12 protein-coding genes and 1 pseudogene are annotated in these 17630 nt (G+C 64.3%); 10 read left to right on the top strand and 3 right to left on the bottom strand.

The window, feature by feature from the left end; all coding sequences use genetic code 11:
- Positions 1–34 precede the first annotated feature (34 nt).
- From A4R29_RS23555 to A4R29_RS23545, 3 genes and pseudogenes are all read left to right on the top strand, one after another.
- Positions 35–1230: pseudogene (locus A4R29_RS23555) on the top strand (serine hydrolase domain-containing protein).
- A gap of 37 nt (positions 1231–1267) precedes the next feature.
- Entirely contained in the window at positions 1268–2449 is a 1182-nt protein-coding gene (locus tag A4R29_RS23550; RefSeq protein ID WP_063173005.1) for a serine hydrolase domain-containing protein, read from the top strand.
- A 126-nt stretch (positions 2450–2575) separates the two neighbouring features.
- On the top strand, positions 2576–4903 hold the full coding sequence (locus A4R29_RS23545) for a Tex family protein (protein ID WP_063173004.1): 2328 nt from the start codon (positions 2576–2578) through the stop codon (positions 4901–4903).
- Between the two features lie 58 nt (positions 4904–4961).
- On the opposite strand, the gene A4R29_RS23540 is transcribed toward A4R29_RS23545, so the two are convergent.
- Genes A4R29_RS23540 through A4R29_RS23530 form a run of 3 tightly spaced genes read right to left on the bottom strand, consistent with a single transcriptional unit; the run spans position 4962 to position 6481 of the window.
- Positions 4962–5273, bottom strand: a complete 312-nt coding sequence (locus tag A4R29_RS23540) for a type II toxin-antitoxin system RelE/ParE family toxin (protein ID WP_024502672.1) — start codon at positions 5271–5273, stop codon at positions 4962–4964.
- A gap of 3 nt (positions 5274–5276) precedes the next feature.
- Positions 5277–5531, bottom strand: coding sequence for a type II toxin-antitoxin system ParD family antitoxin (locus tag A4R29_RS23535; protein WP_063173003.1), 255 nt, complete (start codon positions 5529–5531; stop codon positions 5277–5279).
- Positions 5532–5584: 53 nt separating this feature from the next.
- A complete protein-coding gene (locus tag A4R29_RS23530; RefSeq protein WP_063173002.1) occupies positions 5585–6481 on the bottom strand; it encodes a LysR family transcriptional regulator in 897 nt (298 codons plus the stop codon).
- Positions 6482–6618: 137 nt separating this feature from the next.
- On the opposite strand from A4R29_RS23530, the gene A4R29_RS23525 reads away from it, so the two are divergent.
- From A4R29_RS23525 to A4R29_RS23495, 7 genes are all read left to right on the top strand, one after another.
- Entirely contained in the window at positions 6619–7815 is a 1197-nt protein-coding gene (locus A4R29_RS23525; RefSeq protein WP_024502670.1) for an acyl-CoA dehydrogenase, read from the top strand.
- Positions 7816–7927: 112 nt separating this feature from the next.
- Complete coding sequence (locus A4R29_RS23520) at positions 7928–11287, top strand: transglutaminase family protein (RefSeq protein WP_063173001.1); 3360 nt, start codon at positions 7928–7930, stop codon at positions 11285–11287.
- A 6-nt stretch (positions 11288–11293) separates the two neighbouring features.
- On the top strand, positions 11294–13705 hold the full coding sequence (locus A4R29_RS23515; protein ID WP_063173000.1) for a circularly permuted type 2 ATP-grasp protein: 2412 nt from the start codon (positions 11294–11296) through the stop codon (positions 13703–13705).
- A gap of 3 nt (positions 13706–13708) precedes the next feature.
- Positions 13709–14593: a transglutaminase family protein gene (locus A4R29_RS23510; RefSeq protein ID WP_063172999.1), complete on the top strand. Its 885-nt coding sequence runs from the start codon at positions 13709–13711 to the stop codon at positions 14591–14593.
- 84 nt (positions 14594–14677) lie between these two features.
- Complete coding sequence (locus tag A4R29_RS23505) at positions 14678–15784, top strand: DNA topoisomerase IB (RefSeq protein ID WP_063168907.1); 1107 nt, start codon at positions 14678–14680, stop codon at positions 15782–15784.
- A 107-nt stretch (positions 15785–15891) separates the two neighbouring features.
- A complete protein-coding gene (locus A4R29_RS23500; RefSeq protein WP_013529829.1) occupies positions 15892–16266 on the top strand; it encodes a YciI family protein in 375 nt (124 codons plus the stop codon).
- Positions 16263–17537: an RNA polymerase sigma factor gene (locus A4R29_RS23495; protein WP_013529830.1), complete on the top strand. Its 1275-nt coding sequence runs from the start codon at positions 16263–16265 to the stop codon at positions 17535–17537. The genes A4R29_RS23500 and A4R29_RS23495 overlap by 4 nt, the downstream gene beginning before the upstream one ends.
- Positions 17538–17630: the final 93 nt, after the last annotated feature.

Here is a 17630-nt window from a genome sequence, read left to right as displayed (position 1 = left end):
CGCCGGGTCTTTTCTTTTCCGGGAATGGCCTTTCATGGACTCCTATCGCAACAGCGATCCGCGGCCGCCGATCATGCAGGGCTCGCCGCCCGCCATGGTGCCGCCGAAGCTCGACTGGGACCGGCCGCCATGGAACCGCTGGGCGTTCCAGCACATCCGTGAAATTCTGCCGACCGCCGAAGTCTGGCGCGGCAACGGCCATCGCCGCCGTCTCGAACGCGCCGAGGTCGATCTTGACGGGCTGGCGGTCGAGGACAGCGAGGGCAAGCCGACGACACTCGCCGGGCTGCTCGACGAGACCTATACGGACGGTTTTCTGGTGCTCAAGGACGGCAAGATAGCCTATGAGCGCTATTTCAACGGCATGGGTGAGCGCACGCTGCACCTGTCGCAGTCGATGGCCAAGTCCGTCACCGGTTCGGTATTCGGCATACTGGTCGGGCGCCGCCTGATCGATCCGGCCAGGCCGGTCACGGATTATTTGCCGGAGCTCGGCGCCACCGGCTGGGCCGGCGCCAATGTGCAGCATGTGCTCGACATGACGAGCGGCGTGTTTTCTCCGAGGAATATACCGACCGCTATTCCGACATCGGCCAGGTCGATGTCGCCACCGGCTGGAAGCCGGTGCCGCCGGGCAGCGATCCGGATTTTCGCTGGCCCTCGCACATGTTCGAGCTGATCCTGGGCTTGAAGGACACGATCCGCCCGCACGGGGCTCAATTCGAATACCGCTCGATCGAGACCGATGTGCTCGCCTTCATCATGGAGCGGGTGACAGGCAAACGGCTGCCGCAGCTGGTTTCGGAAGAGCTCTGGCAAAAGCTCGGCGCCGACGAAAGCGCCTGCTTCACCGTCGACAGCGCCGGCTATGCGGTGGCCGATGGCGGCTTCAATGCAACGTTGCGCGATTATGGCCGCTTCGGCCAATTGATCCTCGACAATGGTGGCGGCGTCGTGCCGGCCGGCTGGGTCGAGGACACGCGCAACGGCAGGCATGGGCCGGACTTCAGCCCCAGCCTGCCGGAGGGCAGCTATCGCAACCAGTTCTGGATCGAGGACCCGCGCTCGCGCGCACTGATGTGCCGCGGCGTGTTCGGTCAGATGATCCATATCGACTGGAACACCGGAATGGTCGTGGTGAAGCTTTCGACCTGGCCGGATTTCGCCAATGGTGCCTATTCCATAGCGACGCTGAAAGCCGTGCACGCTATCGCCACGGCACTTCGCTGAGCCTCCACAAAGAAGAAACGACCCGGAAGGAAACGCCATGACCGGCAAAACCGTGTTCGAAACCCGCTATGGCTTCCGGCGCAACCAGGTCGTGCTCGCCAATTGGCGCGAGAACCCGTTCAACCGGTGGTCGTTCCAGAATCTCGGCGAACTGGTGCCGACCGCCCGGGTGGCGGCGACGTCGGGCGTTGTCGAAACCCCCGTGCGCGATATGGGCGGCCTGCTCGGCGAGAAGGTCACGATCGCCGGCACACCGGAGACGGTGGCTGATTTTCTCGCACGTTCGAGCACCGACGCACTGACGGTGATGAAAGGCGGCAGGATCGTCGGCGACTGGTTCGCGCCGCATATGGATTTCGGCGCCCGCCACATCATCTTTTCGATCAGCAAGTCGCTGACCGCCATCATTGCCGGCATACTAGAAGGCGAGGGGATGTTCGACCCGGAAGCGCCGGTGACGGCCTACATCCCCGAAGCCGCCGGCTCGGCCTATGGCGATGCGAGCGTGCGGCATGTGCTCGATATGAGCGTCAGTCTCGATTTCGAGGAAGCCTATCTCGATCCGGAAAGTGCTTTCGCCCGCTATCGCCGTGCCACGCTGTGGAATCCGGGCGGCGGCACGGAGAGCCTGCGCGAATTCATCCTGACCCTGCAACGCCTTGCAGAGCCGCATGGCCAGACCTTCCGCTACCGCTCGCCGAATTCCGACCTGCTCGGCCTGCTGCTCGAGCGTGCGTCGGGCCAGCGGTTCACCGACCTGATGCGCGAGAAGCTGTGGCTGCCGCTCGGCGCTGTCAGCGAAGCCTCGATCGGCGTCGACATGGAAGGCACGGCGCGCACGGCCGGCGGCATTTCGGTGACGCCGCGCGACCTGGCGCGTGTCGGCGAGATGATGCGGCAAGGTGGCATGGCCAATGGCCGCCGCATCGTACCGGAAGCCTGGGTGCGCGACACGACCAGCACTGGCGGCAGTGCGGACGCCTGGCAGCGCGGCGCGATGCTGCCACTGTTTCCCAAGGGCCGTTACCGGAACAAATGGTACCAGACTGGACACGAGAACGGCGCCTATTGCGGCATCGGTATTCATGGCCAGTGGCTGTATGTCGATCCCAGGACCGAAGTGGTGATCGCCAAGATGTCGTCGCAGCCGGAGCCTGTCGACGATCCGCTCGATATCGAGATCGTCGCGTTCTTCGAGGCGCTGAGCCGGCTGATCTAGGCGCGCCGCGATCGCCACATTGGCGCACGCTTTCCTGTGGACCGCCGGGCTGATCGAAGCGCGGCGGTTGGCGGGCCGGACGTCTGCGCCTATGGTCGCCGCTCTTTGGATGAGAGCAGGAACGACATGGCATCCGACATCAAGCGCATTGCAGCCATCATCGCGGCCGAGATCAGCGCGCGGCCCGAACAGGCGGCCGCGGCGATCGAACTGCTCGATGAGGGCGCGACAGTGCCGTTCGTGGCGCGCTACCGCAAGGAAGTCACCGGCGGGCTCGACGACACGCAATTGCGCGATCTTGCCGAACGCCTTGCCTATCTGCGCGAGCTCGACGCGCGCCGCGACACCATCCTTGGCTCGATCCGCGAACAGGGCAAGCTGACCGAGGAGCTTGAAGGCAAGATCATCGCCGCCACCACCAAGGCGGAGCTTGAGGACATCTACCTGCCCTACAAGCCCAAACGCCGGACCAAGGCCGAGATCGCCAGGGAGCGCGGGCTGGGGCCGCTGGCCGAAGCCATCTTGGCGAACCGCTCATTGGTGCCTGCCGAACTGGCGCTGGCCTATGTCAACGAAGAGGTGGCCGATACCAAGGCGGCGCTCGAGGGCGCGCGCGACATCCTGTCGGAACAATTCGCCGAGAATGCCGATCTGGTCGGCAAATTGCGCAGCTACATGAAGGAGCGCGCCTTCATGCGCGCCAGGGTGGTCGACGGCAAGCAGGAGGCCGGCGCGAAATTCTCCGATTATTTCGACCATGTCGAGCGTTGGGCAAATGTGCCGAGCCATCGCGCGCTGGCGATGCTGCGCGGCCGCAACGAGGAAGTGCTGTCGCTCGACATCGAGGTCGATGCCGATGACACCTCACCGGTGAAGCCGGTCGAGCGGATGATCGCCAATGCCTATGCCATCGGCGGCAGCCTTCCGGGTGACAGATGGCTGATGGAGGTGGCGGGCTGGACCTGGCGTATAAAACTGTCGCTGCACCTGACGCTCGATTTGATGCGCGATCTGCGCGAGCGGGCGGAGGAGGAAGCGATCCACGTCTTTGCCCGCAACCTCAAGGATCTACTGCTGGCCGCTCCCGCCGGCTCGCGCGCCACGATGGGGCTCGACCCCGGCATCCGCACCGGCGTCAAGGTGGCGGTGGTCGACGGCACTGGCAAGGTGCTGACAACGACGACGGTCTATCCATTTCCGCCCAGAAACGATGTGCGTGGCACGCAGGCGGAACTCGCCAAGCTCATCCGCCTGCACAAGGTCGAGCTGATTTCGATCGGCAACGGCACCGGCAGCCGCGAGACCGAAAAGCTGGTGGCCGACATGCTGTCCGACATGCCGGCGGACGCTGGCCCCAAGCCACTGAAAGTGATCGTCAGCGAGGCCGGCGCCTCTGTCTATTCGGCATCGGCAACGGCGGCGGCGGAATTCCCCGGTCTCGATGTGTCGTTGCGCGGCGCCGTGTCGATCGCCCGGCGGCTGCAGGATCCGCTGGCCGAACTGGTCAAGATCGAGCCCAAATCGATCGGCGTCGGCCAGTACCAGCACGATGTCGACCAGTACCGGCTCGGCCGCTCGCTGGAAGCGGTGGTCGAGGACGCGGTCAATGCCGTCGGCGTCGATCTCAACACTGCCTCGGCGCCGCTTTTGGCGCGCGTTTCAGGTCTGGGCGCATCGCTGGCCGACGCGATCGTTGCGCATCGCGATGCGACCGGGCCCTTCGCCAGCCGGAAGGACCTGCTCAAGGTGCCGCGGCTCGGACCTCGGGCCTTCGAACAATCCGCCGGCTTCCTGCGCATTGCCAATGGCAGCGAGCCGCTCGACGCCTCGTCGGTGCATCCGGAGGCCTATGGCGTGGCGAAGAAGATCGTCGCTGCCTGCGGGCGCGATGTGCGGTCGTTGATGGGCGATAGTGCCGCGCTCAAGGCACTCGACCCACGCGTCTTCGTCGACGAGCGTTTCGGCTTGCCGACGGTGCGCGATATCCTGGCGGAGCTGGAAAAGCCCGGCCGCGACCCGCGCCCAGGCTTCAAGACGGCGACCTTCGCCGACGGCATCGACGACATCAAGGATCTGAAGCCCGGCATGCTGCTGGAAGGCACGGTCACCAACGTGGCCGCCTTCGGCGCCTTCGTCGATATCGGCGTGCATCAGGACGGGCTGGTGCATGTCTCGCAGCTGGCCGATCGGTTCATCAAGGATGCGCATGAGGTGGTGAAGGCCGGCGACGTGGTGAAGGTGCGCGTCGTCGATGTCGACATCAAGCGCAAGCGCATCGCGCTTTCCATGCGCAAGGATAGCGGCGAGGGTGGTGCTCCGCGCAGCGGACCGCGCGACAATGGTGGCGGCAGGCCGGCACCACGTTCGCCGGCACCCCAGCAACGCCAGCCGGAGCGGCCGGCGCAACAGGGAGCGTTCGGTGCTGCTTTGGCGGATGCGCTGAAGCGAAAGTAGCTATTCTGCGACGAGCCCTATGAGTGTTCCAGCCCAACGAGACAGGGAGGCGTGGAGTTCAAGAGCCATTGAGTGGCTGTCCTCCCTCAAGAATAGTTGGGATGTCGCGGGCACCATGCAAGACGCGCTCGACACGCACCTCATCGCCGTCGGTGGTGTAGAAAATAACATAGCGATGAAATGCAAAGGAGCGCAGGCCGGGCCATAGGGTCGGGCGGGGGACGCCGCCATGCGGCACGTCTGCAATGCGGCTACAGCGTTCCCTGAGCGCGGCAATGAAGCGCCGACCCGCAGCCGGATTTTCAGCATGGATGTAGTCGCTGATCTCTTCGACGTCCTGCGCGGCGGCTGGCGCAAATATGACCGCCATAGTTCACGGCTTTCCGCCGCGGTATTTTGCTTCCAGCCGCTGAAATACCTCTTCGGCAGGGATACCTGGGCCGCTTTCCACGCCTTTGCGGATATCCGCGCGCAACGCAGCAAGCTTTGCCTTGCGCTGTTCTTCGCGCTCTTCCAGCAGGCGCAGGCTATCGCGCATAACCTCACTGGCGCTGGCATAGCGGCCGCTTTCCACCAACTCGCGAACGAATGTCTCATAGCGGGTGCCGATGCTGTAGCTTGCAGGCATGGTCTCTCCTTTCGCTTTATCCAATATTATCAATTTTTGATAAACCGGCCAAGTCAAATTTGACGTGCGACCTGACCCAGCAGCCAGTCGCGAAAACTGGCGACCGGCGGATGGCCGCGCTTGTCGTGCGGGACGACGAGATAGTAGGCACTGCGGCTTTGCATGGGCTGGCCTGGCGCCGGCACCAGCTGGCCGCGCTGCAATTCGCCTGCAATAAGGATCAACGGCAGCAGCGCCACACCGAGCCCCGCCATGCAGGCCTGGGCGGCGGTGCCGAACTGTTCGAACTGCATGCCGGGTCCGGTCGGCGCGCTCAGGCCCTGATGCTCGAACCATTCGGTCCAGGCGCCAGGACGCGTCGCCATGTGCAGCAGCGGCAGGCGGCCGATATCGGCCGGTGAGGCGATGGCGCGGCCGGCGAGGAATTCGGGCGACACGACCGGCGCCACGGTTTCGCGCACCAACAGTGTCGAGTCGGCCTCCGGCCAGTCCGGCAGGCCGTAGTGGATGGCGGCATCCAGCCTCTCCCTGGCGAAGTCGAAGCGGCCGACGCGGGTGACGAAGTTGATGGTGATATCGGGATTGTTTTCGACGAAATCGGGGATCATCGGCATCAGCCAGCGCGTGCCGAAGGTCGGCAAAATGGCAAGGTTCAGCATGCCACTATGCCGATTGCTCATCAATCCAAGGGCTGCGTCACGCAATTGCCCAAGTGCTGAACGAACCGCCTCGGCGTAGATCTCGCCCGATGCCGACAGCCTGACATTGCGGCTGTCGCGTTCGAACAGCCGGCGGCCGAACTGATCTTCCAGTAACCTGATCTGGCGGCTGACCGCGCCCTGGGTCAGATCGAGCTCCTGGGCGGCGGCGGTGAAACTGCCGAGCCGGGCTACAGCCTCGAAGGCGGCAAGGGCGCTGATGTTGGGCAAAAGGCGGCGCTGGACACTCATGATCCATTCCTAATGCTCATTGATCAGTGAATCAATTTCGTTTGATTTTTTCGAGGCACAGGCCGATAGAACGGGCCAACATTTTGCTTCATGCGTGTCATCGTTTTGAGCGACATGCATTGGTTTGGGAGAACGTCATGGCCGCCGACAAGAACGCATTCGTCTGGGAAGACCCGTTCCTGATCGAGGGCCAGCTTTCGGAAGACGAGCGCATGGTGCGCGACGGGGCGGCCGCCTTCGCCGCCGACAGACTGGCGCCGCGGATCGAGGACGCCTACCTCAACGAGACCTTCGACACCGCGATCTTCCGTGAAATGGGCGAGGCCGGCCTGCTCGGCATCAACATCCCTGAAGAATTCGGCGGGCTTGGCGCGAACTACGTCACCTATGGGCTGGTCGCACGCGAAGTAGAGCGCGTCGATTCCGGCTATCGGTCGATGATGTCAGTGCAGTCGTCGCTGGTGATGTATCCGATCTATGCCTATGGCTCGGACGAACAGCGCAAGAAGTACCTGCCCAAGCTCGCCAGCGGCGAGTGGATCGGCTGTTTCGGCCTGACCGAGCCGGATGCAGGCTCCGACCCGGGCGGTATGAAGACGCGCGCCGAGAGGACCGCCAACGGCTACAAGCTGTCCGGTTCGAAGATGTGGATTTCCAACGCGCCCGTCGCCGATGTGTTCGTCGTCTGGGCGAAGCTGAAGGGCGAGAACGGCAAGGACGAGATCCGTGGATTCGTGCTGGAAAAGGGCATGAAAGGGCTTTCGGCGCCGAAGATCGGCGGCAAGCTGTCGCTGCGGGCGTCGATCACCGGCGAAGTGGTGATGGAAGGCGTCGAGGTCGGCGAGGACGCGCTGCTGCCCAACGCAAAGGGCCTTGGCGGACCGTTCGGATGCCTCAACCGGGCTCGCTTCGGCATTTCCTGGGGCTCGATGGGCGCCGCCGAGGATTGCTGGCACCGCGCCCGCCAATACGGTCTCGACCGCAAGCAGTTCGGCAAGCCGCTGGCCGGCACGCAGCTCTACCAGAAGAAGCTTGCCGACATGCAGACCGAAATTGCGTTGGGATTGCAGGCGTCCTTGCGCGTCGGGCGGCTGCTGGATGAAGGCAAGATGGCGCCGGAAATGATCTCGATCGTCAAGCGCAACAATTGCGGCAAGGCGCTGGACATCGCCCGCCAGGCCCGCGACATGCATGGCGGCAACGGCATCCAGATCGGCTACCACGTCATGCGCCACGCGCAGAACCTGGAGACGGTCAACACCTATGAAGGCACGCATGACGTGCATGCGCTGATCCTGGGAAGGGCGCAGACGGGGTTGCAGGCATTTTTCTGAGCCGGTAACCGTTGCTTAAATTAGGTGCACCGCAACATCTCTGCTTGGAGAATGGCCGCCAGATGTGTCAGGGTTCAGCGAAATCGTTTGAAACGCTGAATTCCGGGGCCCCATGGCAATTCTGGCAGCCGTCTACCACCTGACCCATTACAAATACGACCGGCCGGTGGTTCTCGGGCCCCAGATCATCCGGCTGCAGCCGGCGCCGCATTCCCGTACCAAGGTGCTGAGCCATTCGCTCAAGGTCGAGCCGGCGAACCACTTCGTCAATCTGCAGCAGGATCCTTACGGCAATTTCCTCGCCCGCTTCGTCTTTCCGGAGCCGGTGACGGAGTTGAAGATCGAGGTTGACCTCGTCGCCGACATGACGGTCTACAATCCGTTCGATTTCTTCGTCGAGCCGTCGGCCGAGGCGTTTCCGTTCGAGTATCCGGAAGAGATACGCGACGATCTCGCCATCTATCGCACTCCGGAGCCGGCGGGACCGCTGCTGTCGGCGCTGCTGAAGACCATCGATCGCAGCGCTGCCAACACCGTCAATTTCCTGGTCGATCTCAACGCGCGGCTGCAGCGCGAGATCGCCTATATCGTGCGCATGGAAACCGGTGTGTTCTCGCCGGAAGAGACCTTGGCCGCGAAAAAGGGATCGTGCCGGGATTCGAGCTGGCTGCTGGTGCAGATCCTGCGCAATCTAGGCATCGCGGCGCGCTTCGTTTCCGGCTATCTGGTCCAGTTGAAGCCCGATCTGGTGGCGCTGGACGGTCCAGCCGGAACCGCCGTCGACTTCACCGATCTGCATGCGTGGTGCGAGGTCTATCTTCCCGGCGCCGGCTGGATCGGCTTCGATCCGACCTCGGGCCTGCTCACCGGCGAGAGCCATGTGCCGCTGGCCGCCACGCCGCATTTCCGCAACGCGGCCCCGATTTCCGGCATGGCGAGCTTCGCCAATGTCGAATTCGGCTTCGAGATGCGGGTCGACCGCATCGCCGAACATCCGCGCATCACCAAGCCATTTTCGGACGAAAGCTGGCAGGCGCTCGACGCTCTGGGCAACAAGGTCGATAAAGCACTTGCCGCCGGGGACGTGCGGCTCACCATGGGCGGCGAGCCGACTTTCGTGTCGATCGACGATTTCGAGTCGGCCGAATGGAACACCGCCGCCGTCGGTCCCACCAAGCGCGAAAAGGCCGACGAACTGATCCGTAAACTGCGCGAGCGCTTTGCGCCGGGCGGCTTTCTCCATTACGGCCAGGGCAAATGGTATCCGGGCGAAAGCCTGCCGCGCTGGACCTTTTCGCTCTACTGGCGTGCCGACGGCCAGCCGGTGTGGAGCGATCCGTCGCTGATCGCACGCGAAAAGAGCGAGGCCGATATCGGCCCGAAGCAGGCCGAAAGCCTGCTCACCGCGATTGCCGGCGAGCTCGGCATCGACAAAGCCATGGTCAGCGAAGCCTATGAGGATCCGGCCGAATGGCTGCTCAAGGAAGGCAAGCTGCCCGACAATGTCGATCCGTCCAACTCCAGGCTGGAGGATCCGGAAGAACGCAGCCGCATGGCGAAAGTGTTCGAGCGCGGGCTGACCAAACCGTCCGGCTATGTGCTCCCCGTCCAGCGCTGGAACAGCCAGGCATCGGATCCGCGCTGGCGTTCGGAAAAATGGAAGACGCGGCGTGGCCGGCTGTTCCTGGTGCCAGGCGATTCACCGGTCGGCTACCGGCTGCCGCTCGGCACGTTGCCCTATGTGCCGCCGGAGCAATTCCCTTATATCGTGCCGGTCGATCCGTCACTGCCACGCGGCCCGCTGCCCGCGCGTGAAGCCATACTGGCCGGACCGGCTCCAGCCGAACTGGAAGGCGCCGACGAGATGGCGCGCCGCCAGCAGGCGGCATCGTTCACCGCTGCGACCGGCCAGCAGGAGCGGGTCGAGCAGGAGATCACCGAGATCGGCGGCGCGGTGCGCACCGCACTTTCGGTCGAACCGCGCGATGGCCGGCTTTGCGTGTTCATGCCGCCGGTCGAGGCGCTGGAAGACTATCTCGAACTGGTCGCGGCGGCCGAGAACGCGGCGAAGGCGATAGGCCTTCCCGTGCACATCGAAGGCTATGGCCCGCCGCACGATCCGCGCCTCAACGTCATCCGCGTCGCGCCTGACCCAGGCGTCATCGAGGTCAACATCCATCCTGCTTCCAACTGGCAGGATTGCGTGGCGACGACGACGGCGATCTACGAGGAGGCGCGGCAGACACGGCTTGGCGCAGACAAGTTCATGATCGATGGCCGCCACACCGGCACCGGCGGCGGCAACCATGTCGTGGTCGGCGGTGCGACACCCAATGACAGCCCGTTCCTGCGAAGGCCGGACCTGCTGAAGAGCCTGGTGCTGCAATGGCAGCGCCATCCGTCGCTGTCCTACCTGTTCTCCGGCCTGTTCATCGGGCCGACCAGCCAGGCGCCACGCTTCGACGAAGCGCGTCACGACTCGCTCTACGAGCTTGAGATCGCTATGGCGCAGGTGCCGCATCCAGACCAGGGCAACGCACCCTTGCCATGGCTGGTCGACCGGCTGTTCCGCAATTTGTTGACCGACGTCACCGGGAATACGCATCGTTCGGAAATCTGCATCGACAAGCTGTTCTCGCCCGACGGACCGACCGGCCGGCTGGGGCTGGTCGAATTCCGCGGCTTCGAGATGCCGCCCAATGCGCGCATGAGCCTCGCGCAGCAACTTTTGGTCCGCGCTATCATTGCCCGTGCCTGGAAGAGCCCGCTCGACGGCCGTTTCGTGCGTTGGGGCACATCGCTGCATGACCGCTTCATGCTGCCGCATCATGTCTGGGCCGATTTTCTCGACGTGCTCGACGACCTCAAGCTCAACGGTTTTGAGTTCCGTCCCGAATGGTTCGATGCCCAGCTCGAATTCCGCTTTCCGTTCTGCGGCGAGGTTCAGCATGCCGGCATCAAGCTGGAACTGCGCCAGGCGCTGGAGCCGTGGCATGTCATGGGCGAGCAAGGCGCGATCGGCGGCACCGTGCGCTTCGTCGATTCCTCGGTCGAACGGCTGCAGGTCAAGACCGAAGGGCTGAACCCGGAGCGCCACGCAGTCGTCTGCAACGGCCGCATCGTGCCGATGAAGGTCACTGACAATCGCGAAGTGGCGGTGGCAGGCGTGCGCTTCAAGGCCTGGCAGCCGGCATCGGGCCTGCACCCGGCGCTGCTGGTCAACACGCCGCTGGTCTTCGACATCTATGATCGCTGGTCGGGCCGAGCGGTCGGCGGCTGCGTCTACCATGTCGCCCATCCCGGCGGGCGCAATTACGATACCTTTCCGGTCAATGGCAACGAGGCGGAAGCTCGGCGGCTCGCCCGCTTCGAACCGCGTGGTCATACGCCATCCGCCTATGTGATCCGTGAAGAACAACCGGCGGAAGATTTCCCGATGACCCTTGACCTTCGGCGGCCGGCAAGACTCTGATCAGCGATGGCAAAGGGGAATCACAAGAGGGGACGCGGCAAGCCGCAGACCCACAGCCTGCTGGAGCACTACCAGCCCATCGACGGCGTCGTCGACGAGATGGTCGATGCATCGGGCAATCCTCGCCCGGCCTGGAAGCATTTTGTCGAGGCGCTCGAGGAACTCGGTGCTGAAAAGCTCGGCCAGCGCTTTGCCCGCGCCGACCAGTATCTGCGCGATGCCGGCGTTTATTACCGCGTCTATGATAAGGCCGGCGCCAATGAACGCGAATGGCCGCTGGCGCATGTCCCGGTTCTCATCGAAGAGAGCGAGTGGGCGGCGATCAGCGCCGGCCTGGTGCAGCGCGCCGAACTGTTCGAGGAAACCATCGCCGATATATACGGGCCGAACCGGCTGGTCGAAAAAGGCATCCTGCCGGCGGGATTGATCGCCGCCAGCCCCGAATATTTACGGCCTGTCGTCGGCACCAAGCCGGCCGGCGGCCACTTCCTGCATTTCTGCGCCTTCGAGCTCGGCCGTGGACCTGACGGCCAGTGGTGGGTGCTTGGTGATCGCACGCAGGCGCCGTCCGGCGCCGGTTTCGCACTGGAAAACCGCGTCGCCACCACACGCGCGCTGTCCGACATCTATGGCGAGATGCATGTGCACCGCCTTGCCGGCTTTTTCCGCCGTTTTCGCGACGCGCTGATCGGCATGGCCAAGGAGACCGACGGCCGCGTCGCCATCCTCACGCCGGGGCCGCTCAACGAAACCTATTACGAACACGCCTACATCGCCCGCTACCTTGGCATCATGCTGCTCGAAGGCGAGGATTTGACCGTTTCAGGCGGCCGGCTCATGGTACGCACGGTTTCCGGCCTGATGCCGATCAGCGTGTTGTGGCGGCGGCTCGATGCCGCCTTCGCCGATCCGCTCGAACTGCGCCCGGATTCGCAGATCGGCACGCCGGGCCTGGTCGAGGCGATCCGCCAGGGCGCGGTTGCTACCGTCAATGCGCTTGGCTCCGGCCTGATGGAGACGCGTGCGCTGCTCGCCTTCCTGCCCAAGATTTCACGGGCCTTGCGGGGCGAGGAATTGCTGCTGCCAAGCGTCGCGACATGGTGGTGCGGGCAAGCAACCGAACGCGCGCATGTGCTGGCCAACATCGATCGCATGGTGATCGGGCCGGCGCTGTCGACGAGACTTGCCTTCGAGGATGACGATTCAACGAAGCTCGGCTCGGCGCTGTCGGCCGGAGAGCGGGCGGAGCTGGTGGCGCGCATCGAACGCGATGGCGGCGATTTTGTCGGCCAGGAAGCGGTGACGCTTTCGACGACGCCCGTCTATGTCGGCGGGTGGCTGGAGCCGCGGCCAGCGAGCCTGCGCGTCTACCTGGCGCGAACGCCGGAGGGCTGGACGGTGATGCCGGGCGGTTTTGCCCGCATCGGCCTGTCGCTCGACCCGACGGCGATCGCCATGCAGCGTGGCGGCCAGGCGGCGGATGTCTGGGTTGTCAGCGACAAACCGGTGGAGCGCGAGACGCTGCTGCCGCAGGAAGGCGACAGTTTCAGCCGCACCAGGCCCGGCAGCCTGCCCAGTCGCGCGGCGGAGAACCTGACCTGGCTCGGCCGCTATATCGAGCGCTCGGAAGACACGGTGCGCATCCTGCGCGCCTACCATGTGCGGCTCGCCGAAACGTCCGACCCGGACATGCCGCTGCTCGCCGACATCAGGGATTATCTCGAACCTTTCGGCATCGACGTCGAGACGGCGATCCCGTCAGGGCTGATCGGCACGCTGGATAGCGCGGTCTACAGCGCCGGGCAGATTCGCGACCGCTTCTCGCCCGACGGCTGGCTGGCGCTGAAGGACCTGTCGAAAACCATCCATCAGTTCGCAACGACGGTCGCGCCCGGCGACGACGCGACCCGGGCGATGACAGTCATCCTGCGTAAGCTCGCTGGCTTTTCCGGCCTGCTGCACGAGAACATGTACCGCTTCGCCGGCTGGCGCTTCCTCGAGATCGGCCGCCGGCTGGAGCGCGGCATCCAGATCTCCCGCACGCTGTCGCGGCTGACCAGCGCCAAGGCGCCGGACGGCGCGCTCGACATGATGCTGGAGATCGGCGACAGCGTGATGACCCATCGCCGCCAATATCCGGTGCAGGCCGGCCGGCGCACGGTGATCGACCTGCTGGCGCTCGATCCGCTTAACCCGCGCTCCATCCTGTTCCAGCTCGAAAGGCTGAAGGCCGAAATCGGCCTGTTGCCGTCGCTCGGCGGGGAGGGGCAAATGTCGCCGGCGGCGAAGGAAATCCTGCAGCTCAACACCCAGATCGCCATCAAGGAGCCTTCGGATATGACGGCAAAGGCGCTGGACGAGCTCGCCCACGAAATCGGCGGCCTCTACAACAGCCTCGCCAAAGCCTATTTCGGATAAATCATGCTCTACGATATCAGGCTTCATCTCCACTATGATTACGCTTCCGCTGCCGGCGGCGGTCGTCATCAGGTGCGCGTGCTGCCGTCGACGATATCAGGCGTGCAGCGCGTCATCGCCGCATCACTGTCCTTTGCGCCGGCGCCCAACGAGCGTTCCGACTTTTCCGATTTCTTCGGCAACAACGTCACCTCGATCGCCTTTCGCGATGCGCATGATGCGCTCGACATCAGGATGAGCGCCCGCGTGTCGGTGTCTCGGCCCGAGCCCGGGCTCGACGTGTCGCCCGATATCGCCCGGCTCAGGCAGGAGCTCGCCGCGGTGCCGTCTCTGGCACCTGATGCACCGCACCATTTCCTGACGGCCAGCACCCATGCCGGCATCGACGATGCGATCACTGCCTACGCACGCAGCAGCATCGCCGGTTCCGCCGCCAGCACGGCCATGAACCTGTGCCATCGCATTCATCGTGATTTCACCTATGACGGCGAGGCGACGACGGTGCGGACCCGGGCCAGCGATGCCTTCAGGCTGAAGCGCGGTGTCTGCCAGGACTTTTCGCATATCATGATCGCCGGCCTGCGCGGGCTCGGCATTCCCGCTGGCTATGTCAGCGGCTTCCTGCGCACCATCCCGCCGAAGGGCAAGCCCCGGCTGGAAGGCGCCGATGCCATGCATGCCTGGGTCAAGGTCTGGTGCGGGCGCGACGCAGGCTGGCAGGAATTCGATCCAACCAACGGCATGCGGGCCAGCAACGACCATATCACCGTCGGCTACGGCCGCGACTATTCGGACGTGGCGCCGATCGTCGGCGTGCTCAAGACCACGGGGGGACAGGTCGGCGAGCAGGCTGTCGATGTCATTCCGGTTGTGCTCGAGAAAGCCTGAAGGCAGGCTCGACACCGTTTTCGGACGGCGCGTGGAACCAGCGATCGGCCAGTGGCTTATCTACGGAATTCGCGTGGAGCCGACATGTTGCAGAAATCCGGAATGTCGCCCGGCCGACCGGCTGGCGAGGACGCTGTATCGCCAGATGGCGTGTTCAAAAACGGGGCACAAAGCTCGGCCGATCATGCGTCGCTTAGTTATGTCAGCGATGCCGAGCCTGGTATCCGGCGGCTGAAGACAGGCAAGGGGTTTTCCTACAAGGGACCGGACGGACGGACGGTTTCGGACGCCACCAAGGCCCGCATCGAGGCGATCGTCATTCCGCCGGCCTGGACGGATGTGTGGATTTCGCCCGACGCGGACGGCCATATCCAGGCAACCGGCAGGGACCAGCGGGGACGCAAGCAATATCGTTATCATCCGCAATGGGCCGAAGAGCGCGATGGTGCCAAATATTCGAGCCTTGTCGCATTCGCCGAGAGCCTGCCGGACCTGCGGCACAGGGTCGATAGCGATCTGCGCCGTCGTGGCTTGCCGTTCGAGCGGGTCGTCGCCGCGGTTGTCTGGCTGCTCGACAACACGATGATCCGCGTCGGCAATGCCGCCTACGCCCGCGACAACAAGAGTTTCGGGCTGACCACGTTGCGCGACCGGCATGTCGATATTGTCGGTTCAAGCTTGCGCTTTGCCTTCAAGGGCAAGTCGGGCAAGGAGTGGAAGCTGAAGCTGGCCGACCGCCGCATCGCCAGGATTGTGCGTGGCGCGCAGGACCTGCCAGGCCAGAAGCTGTTCCAGTATCTCGATGAGGACGGCGACAGGCGGCCGGTCCGCTCCGAGGACGTCAACCGCTATATCCGTGAGGCGGTCGGTGACGCCTTCAGTTCGAAGCATTTCCGCACCTGGGGCGGCACCATTCACGCCGCGTCGCTGTTTGCGCAAACGGAACTGCCGCAAAGCCAGGCGCAGCGAAACAGGGCGATGAACAGCGTCATCGACAAGGTTGCCGAACGGCTGGGCAATACGCGTGCCGTCTGCCGCAAATGCTATATCCATCCGCGGGTCTTCGAAGCGTGGTCCGAGGGCCGGTTGCTGGATGAAATGGCGCAGGCCAACAAGCGCAAACGGGCGATTGCCGGTCTCGATGACGAGGAAGCTCTCGTGCTGCGATGGCTGAAACTGGGAGAAAGCTGACCGACGCGGCCGACGGTGGCCAAATCCGTCACATCTGGATTTTTTTATCGACGTCATGTCGGGATCGGTCTTACTGTTTCGTCCTTTGACAGAGAAAAGGACCAGCCATGCTCTACGCAATCCTCTGCTATGCCTCCGAAGATGTCGTCTGCTCCTGGAGCAAGGCACAGGACGACGAGGTCATGGCCAATCTCCTCGACGTTCAGGACAAGTACGCCAAGGCTGGTCGGCTCGGCCCGGTGGCACGGCTTCTGCCGACCACGGCCGCGACGACGTTGAGGAAGGTCAAAGGCGAATCGGTCGTCATCGACGGGCCGTTCGCCGAGACCAAGGAACAGTTTCTCGGCTTCTACACGCTCGAATGCGCCGATCTCGACGAGGCGGTGGAGTTCGCCCGCGAACTTTCCGAGGTCAACCCGAGCGGCGGCTCCTATGAAATCCGGCCGGTTTCGGTCTTCAACCCAACAACGGTTTCCGCATGACCGAAATGGCCTGGATCAGCTCCGCGATCAGCGCCGCCCGCCCGCAGGCGATGGGCGCGCTGCTGCGTTATTTCCGCGATCTCGATACGGCGGAGGAAGCTTTCCAGGACGCGTGCCTCAGGGCGTTGAAGAACTGGCCGCAGAACGGGCCGCCGCGCGACCCGGCGGCCTGGCTGATCTTCGTCGGCCGCAACAGCGGCATCGATGCGGTGCGCAAGCGCGCCAAGCAGGCGCCGATGCCGGAGGAAGACCAGGTTTCCGATCTGGAAGACGCCGAGAGCGATATCGCCGAGCGGCTGGACGGGGCGCACTACCGCGACGACATATTGCGGCTGCTGTTCATCTGCTGCCATCCCGATCTGCCGGCAACGCAGCAGATCGCGGTGGCGCTGCGCATCGTCTCCGGTCTCACGGTCAAGCAGATCGCGCGCGCCTTCCTGGTTGGCGAAAGCGCCATGGAGCAGCGCATCACTCGCGCCAAGGCGCGCATTGCGGACGCCGGCGTGCCGTTCGAGACGCCTGGCGCGGTCGAGCGCTCGGAACGGCTCGCCGCCGTCGCCGCCATGGTCTACCTGGTCTTCAACGAGGGCTATTCGACCAACAGCGGCGAGGCGCCGGCGCGCGCACCGCTGTGCGAGGAGGCGATCCGGCTGGCACGGCTGTTGCTGCGGCTGTTCCAGACCGAGCCGGAGATCATGGGGCTGACGGCGCTGTTGCTTCTGCAGCATGCGCGCGCACCGGCCCGTTTCGACGAGAGCGGCGAGATCGTGCTGCTCGAAGACCAGGATCGCAGCCTGTGGAGCCGCAAGATGATCGATGAGGGGCTGGCACTGGTCGACAAGGCGCTGCGCCATCGCAAGCCCGGCCCTTACCAGGTGCAGGCGGCGATTGCCGCGCTGCATGCGCGGGCCGAAAAGGCCGAGGATACCGACTGGAACGAGATCGACCTGCTCTACCGCTTGCTGGAGCAGATGCAGCCGTCGCCGGTGGTCACGCTCAACCGGGCCGTCGCGGTCTCGAAGGTGCGTGGACCGGGGGAGGCGCTGGCCATGATCGAGCCGCTGGAAGAACGGCTTTCCGGCTATTTCCACTTTTTCGGGCTCAAGGGGGGCCTCTTGATGCAGCTCGACCGGGGCGACGAGGCGCGCGTCGCCTTCGACCGCGCCATAGCGCTTGCGAACACGGCGGCAGAGGCTGCCCATATCCGCATGCATATCGACCGGTTGATCAAGGACGGTGCGGTGCGCCCGCCGGCGAAAAAGGCAAACTGAGCGTCACCTCCCCATCTGGCTCAATCGTGTAGTTTGGGCTTGGACCATGCCGGGGTGGCGATTTTCCCCTGAAACGAGTAATGCCACGCCATG

The organism is Mesorhizobium ciceri biovar biserrulae (assembly GCF_001618845.1).
Taxonomy (GTDB): domain Bacteria; phylum Pseudomonadota; class Alphaproteobacteria; order Rhizobiales; family Rhizobiaceae; genus Mesorhizobium; species Mesorhizobium ciceri.
This window is presented reverse-complemented; position numbering and strand designations above follow the sequence as displayed.